Origin of the sequence: Pseudomonas sp. Pse35 (assembly GCF_024519715.1) — a bacterium.
In the GTDB taxonomy this organism is placed as follows: domain Bacteria; phylum Pseudomonadota; class Gammaproteobacteria; order Pseudomonadales; family Pseudomonadaceae; genus Aquipseudomonas; species Aquipseudomonas paracarnis.
Map to the genome: position 1 here is coordinate 1 of NZ_JALJRP010000070.1, position 3314 is coordinate 3314.

Sequence of the window (3314 nt, forward strand, 5' to 3'; positions counted from 1 at the left end):
CTTGCTGTGGCGAGCAAGCTTGCTTGCGCTGGGGTGCGAAGCGCCCCCAAAAGCCGGCTCCAGCTGCGCTGTCGAACGGGAGCAAGCTCCCTCGCCACAGCAAGCCAGCTCCCACTTTGGATCTCCTGTGTTCAGGAGGGCGGTATTTGCCATAATGCCCCCGCTTTCATACTTATAGGCCCGATATGCAGGAAAACGCCCACACCCCCGTCAAAGACGCCGCCCCCACCGGCACCCAGACCCTGTTGCGCGGCCTGGGCGTGGTGCAAGCGGTGGCGGCTGGTGCTCGGGATCTCAAGGAGATCGCCCGGCGCATCGGCACCACGCGCAGCACAACGCACCGCCTGGCCAGTTGCCTGGTGGACGAGCGTTACCTGCGCGTGGTGCCCCAGGTCGGTTATCTGCTGGGGCCCAAGCTGATCGAGTTGGGGTTCCAGGCCCGTGAAGAGTTGCCCTTGGTGAACCTGGCGGTGCCCTACCTGGATGAGTTGTCGGCGCTGACCGGCGACACCATTCACCTGGCGATTCGTGAGTACGACGAGGTGCTTTACCTGCACAAGAACCCCGGCCGCAATGGGCCGGAAATGCGCTCGCGGGTCGGCCATCGCATGCCGCTGGCGCGCACCGGTATCGGCAAGGCGTTGATGCTGGATGATTCGCCGCAGGAGTGGCAGCGCTTGTACGAGGCGAGCTTGCCGGCGGTGGGCAAGAGCCTGCAATGGCCGCAGCACCCGGAGCAATCCTGGGCGCAGTTCGAACAGCGCATGCATGAGTATGTCGAGGGTGGCTACGCGTTTGACCTCGAAGACAACGAGCCTTCGATCCGCTGCGTGGCCGCACCGGTGCGCGATGCCAGCGGGCGCATTGTCGCCGGCATCAGCATTGCCAGTACGGTGCCCTACATGCCGCTGGAGAAAATGGCCGAACTGATCCCTGTGATCAAACAGGTCGCAGCCCGGCTGTCAGCGGAGTTGGGCGCCAAGGCCTGATCAGGCTTTCAGGCTCGCCATGTCGATGACAAAGCGGTACTTCACATCACCGGCAATCATGCGCGCATAAGCTTCGTTGATCTGGCGAATGTCGAGCATCTCGATGTCGCAGGTAATGCCATGCTCGGCGCAGAAATCCAGGACTTCCTGGGTTTCGGCAATGCCGCCGATCAGCGAGCCGGCCAAGACTTTACGACCCAGCACCAGCTTGGCAGCGTTGACGGGTGGGTCCACCGGCTCGATCAGGCCGACCAGGATATGCACGCCGTCAAAGCGCAGCACATCGAGGTAGGGGTTCAGGTCGTGCTGCACCGGGATGGTGTCCAGCAGGAAATCGAAGTGCCCCGCAGCGGCTTTCATCTGCTCGGCATCAGTGGACACGATCACATGGTCGGCGCCCTGGCGACGGCCTTCCTCGGCCTTGCTGGCCGAGCGCGTGAACAACGTGACTTCGGCGCCCATGGCTTTGGCGAACTTGATGCCCATGTGGCCCAGGCCACCCATGCCGAGGATCCCGACTTTATCGCCGGCTTTCACGCCGTAGTGCTTGAGGGGCGAGTAGGTGGTAATGCCTGCGCACAGGATCGGCGCAGCGCTGGCTAGGTCGAGTTTGGCCGGGATCTTCACCACAAAGTGTTCACTGACCACGATGCTGTCGGAGTAGCCACCCATGGTGTTGCTGCCATCCACGCGGTCCGGCGTGGCGTAGGTCATGGTCGGGCCTTCGAGGCAGTATTGCTCAAGGTCTGATTGGCAGGCTTCGCAGTGACGGCACGAGTCCACCATACAACCCACGCCAACCAGATCACCGACTTTATGCGCGGTCACGTTGGCGCCGACCGCGGTGACTTTGCCGACAATCTCGTGGCCCGGCATCAGCGGGTACACGGCGATGCCCCATTCGTTGCGCGCCTGGTGGATGTCGGAGTGGCACACGCCGCAGTAAAGAATCTCGATGGCCACGTCATCGACGCGCGGGCTGCGGCGTTCAAATGACATCGGGGCGAGGGGCGTGGTGGCCGACTGGGCGGCGTAACCGATGGCGGTGTACATAGTAAACCTCACAAAAGCTTGGACTGCAGAGGCGGCGAATTCTGCGCGCAGGCCTTTGGCGCGAACATGGCAAATGCTCCGAGTCTCATGCCTATTCGTCCGGCAGTGCCAGAGCTTTGGATATATTGGCCGCCAGACCTGCGATGATGGTGTCATCCCCTATTCGCGAAGTTTTTTGCCATGCTGTTGACCCGCCATTTGGACGCCAATGCCACGCTGGTTGCCTTGATCGAAGGGCTCACGCCCCGCGACGGTTTTTCCCCGACTCACCTGCCCGGCGTGCAGGTGCTGCGCGCCAGTTGCGATGTGGCGCGTGGGCCGCAGATCTATGAGCCAAGCCTGATGTTCGTGGCCCAGGGCAGCAAGGTCGCCTACCTCGGCCCGCGCACGTTGGAGTATGGCGCCGGGCATTACCTGATCCAGGCGATGCCGGTGCCGTTCGAATGCGAGACCTTTGCCATGGCCCCCGAGGCGCCGTTGTATGGCGTGACGGTGGGCATCGATCGGGTGGTATTGGGCGAGTTGGTGATCGCGATGGGTATGCAGGCCGGGCCGCCGCCGACCGCGCAGACTTTGGAGTCGATGAGTTCGGTGGTGCTGGACGATACGATGCGCGGCTGCGTCGAGCGGTTGTTGCAGTGCCTGCACGATCCGCTGGAAAGCCGGATCATGGGGCCTGCGCGGGTGCGCGAATTGTTGTTCACCGCCTTGCGTGGTCCTCAGGCCGATGTGCTGCGTGCGCTGGTGGAACAACAGGGGCAGTTTTCGCGCATCGCCACCTCATTGAATCACCTGCATGCCCATTACGCCGAGCCGCTGAATATCGAGACGTTGGCCGGGTATGCGCACATGAGTGCGTCGACCTTTCATGAGCATTTCAAACGCTGCACCTTGTTATCGCCGGTGCAGTACCTCAAGCGCCTGCGGCTATTGAAGGCCCAGCAGTTGCTGCTGGTGGAAGGCATGAGCGTGGCGCAGGCGGCGCACAAGGTGGGGTACCAGAGCACGTCGCAGTTCAGTCGGGAGTACAAGCGCTATTTCCTGCGCAACCCGGGGGAAGAGCGGGCCGCCTGACACCACGAGGTTATTGTGGGAGCTGGCTTGCCTGCGATAACGGTGGGTCAGCTATACATTTGGCACCTGAAGACCGCCATCGCAGGCAAGCCAGCTCCCACATATTGATCGATGTCGCCCACAAAAAAGGCTCCCATTTCGGGTAATGCCAGTCAGTTAAGAGCTAGAGCAGACAACCAGTGACTTGTGGCGAGGGAG

Annotated in this window: 3 protein-coding genes; 2 read left to right on the plus strand and 1 reads right to left on the minus strand. The window is 62.1% G+C overall.

The window, feature by feature from the left end:
* The first annotated feature begins 185 nt into the window (after window positions 1-185).
* The gene (locus tag OC445_RS26830; RefSeq protein ID WP_034126746.1) at window positions 186-989 is read left to right on the plus strand and encodes an IclR family transcriptional regulator; all 804 of its coding nucleotides are present in this window, start codon (window positions 186-188) and stop codon (window positions 987-989) included.
* On the opposite strand, the gene OC445_RS26835 is transcribed toward OC445_RS26830, so the two are convergent.
* The gene (locus tag OC445_RS26835; RefSeq protein WP_054897943.1) at window positions 990-2042 is read right to left on the minus strand and encodes an NAD(P)-dependent alcohol dehydrogenase; all 1053 of its coding nucleotides are present in this window, start codon (window positions 2040-2042) and stop codon (window positions 990-992) included.
* 180 nt (window positions 2043-2222) lie between these two features.
* Here OC445_RS26835 and OC445_RS26840 point away from each other — a divergent pair, with 180 nt between their 5' ends.
* On the plus strand, window positions 2223-3116 hold the full coding sequence (locus OC445_RS26840) for an AraC family transcriptional regulator (RefSeq protein ID WP_054922615.1): 894 nt from the start codon (window positions 2223-2225) through the stop codon (window positions 3114-3116).
* The last annotated feature ends 198 nt before the right edge of the window (window positions 3117-3314 follow it).

Bases quoted from the DNA above. Each gene is read 5' to 3' on its own strand.
- OC445_RS26835 (WP_054897943.1), bottom strand. From the start codon at position 2,042: ATGTACACCGCCATCGGTTACGCCGCCCAGTCGGCCACCACGCCCCTC.
- OC445_RS26830 (WP_034126746.1), top strand. From the start codon at position 186: ATGCAGGAAAACGCCCACACCCCCGTCAAAGACGCCGCCCCCACCGGC.
- OC445_RS26840 (WP_054922615.1), top strand. From the start codon at position 2,223: ATGCTGTTGACCCGCCATTTGGACGCCAATGCCACGCTGGTTGCCTTG.